Source organism: Paenibacillus validus NBRC 15382 (assembly GCF_004000985.1).
Taxonomy (GTDB): domain Bacteria; phylum Bacillota; class Bacilli; order Paenibacillales; family NBRC-103111; genus Paenibacillus_G; species Paenibacillus_G validus.
Genome location: NZ_BIMH01000113.1, coordinates 1 through 1,823 on the forward strand (window position 1 = coordinate 1; position 1,823 = coordinate 1,823).

Annotated in this window: 1 protein-coding gene; it reads left to right on the forward strand. The window is 51.1% G+C overall.

Annotated features, from left to right (window positions below):
• Positions 1–397: 397 nt before the first annotated feature.
• The gene (locus PVA01S_RS26285; protein WP_127610828.1) at positions 398–1,636 is read left to right on the forward strand and encodes an IS110 family RNA-guided transposase; all 1,239 of its coding nucleotides are present in this window, start codon (positions 398–400) and stop codon (positions 1,634–1,636) included.
• Positions 1,637–1,823: the final 187 nt, after the last annotated feature.

A 1,823-nucleotide genomic window follows, 5' to 3' on the forward strand; every position in this document is an offset into this window, starting at 1 on the left:
TCCTCGTATAGTATTTCTTGAAGGCAGTTACTTGGCCGATTTCCAGTCCCCTAGGGGACTGGAGGACGCCTTCAAAATTTCCAGCTTGCTCTTTGAAAATTGAATTGGGACTGGACTTTTCGAGATGCTTCCAGATAATAATTCTTAGGGTTATTCGGGGAAATCCTTCTCTCTCCTGTAGCATCGACTACTCTTAAAGTCTGCTTCCTCGGCTCTCGCTTGAACTTCTAACCCGCTGGCTGTCCCCTTCGGCAACCCATGCTCGAAGATAGCAGCTTCGAGGCAGCTCATGGACCGAAGTGAGTTCTCATATGCGAGGGTGATTGAACGGCGAGTGCGCTGGGGGCATCCCGAAAGGTCCAGTCCCTGAATCCCATAAAGAAAGGAGGAATCCCACGTGAAGTTGTTTGTCGGGATTGACGTGAGTTCGCAAGATTTAAAGGTGTGCATCATGGATAGTGGCGGCGATACCCTCCAAGCGTTCACGGTGCTCAACAACTACCACGGTGCCTGCCACCTGCGGGATCAGATCCTTGCCCACGCTGACCGCATCAAGCCATCGGAGATTCACATCGGTCTGGAATCAACATCGGTTTACAGTTGGCACCCCGCCATGTTCCTGCATGAGGACAAGCTTCTCAGCGAGCGGCATACGAAGGTATTTACCATTAATCCGAAGCTCATTAGCAAGTTCAAGGAAGCCTATGTGGACCTCGATAAGAACGACCGCATCGATGCCTGGATTATTGCAGACAGGCTGCGTTTTGGAAGGCTGCCGATGACCGTTGTCGCCCAAGAGCAGTACATCGCTCTTCAAAGACTGACCCGCATGCGGTTTCACCTCGTCCACAACCTGACACGAGAGAAGCAGTACTTTCTCCAGCACCTGTTCTACAAGTGCAGTGCGTTCTCCGCGGAGGTGGAGAGCTCCGCCTTCGGCCATGCCATCACTGAATTGCTCCTTGAGAAATACAGCCTGGATGAGATCAGCTCGATGGATGTGGCGGATTTAGCCGACTACCTCAAGGATAAGGGCCGTAATCGATTCCCTGATCCGGAGGGTGTAGCGAGGTGCATCCAGAAAGCCGCGCGTGCTTCCTATCGTCTCTCAAAAGTCGTCGAGGACTCCATCGATATCATCCTGGGCACTTCTATCGAAGCCATTCGAAGTACGCAGAAGCAAATCAAGGAGCTCGACAAGGCGATTGAACGCATTATCGCCGGCTTACCCGGTGAAAACGTCCTGAAGACGATTCCCGGTATCGGCCCGATCTACAGCGCTGGTATTATCGCCGAAATCGGTGACATCCATCGCTTTGACGATCAAGCCGCTCTGGCGAAGTACGCTGGGCTTACTTGGCGAAAGAATCAGTCTGGCAAGTTTGAAGCCGAAGAAACGTCCCGTATTAAATCCGGCAACCGGTTTCTGCGTTATTACCTGGTTGAAGCTGCCAACTTGGTAAAGAACCGCGACGCAGAATTCGGAGAGTACTACCGGAAAAAATACAACGAAGTCACGAAGCACCAACACAAACGCGCCCTCGTCTTAACCGCAAGAAAACTTGTGCGTCTGGTCGATGTGCTGCTACGCAACGACCAAGTCTACACGCCGCGGAGGAAGGTGACTAACGCCTAAAGCTTCTCACCTACTTTCTGCGAAGCCCATTGGGAATTCCCAGTAAAATCGAGGTATATCCTGGAAAAATCACTCGATTTTACTCAGGGTTTATTTCGTGATGCCATTTTTCCTGACTCAAAGCGATTTTCCATCAAAAGAATTTCCAATTACCGCGAATCAGGGACTTGACATCTTACCGCTGGAC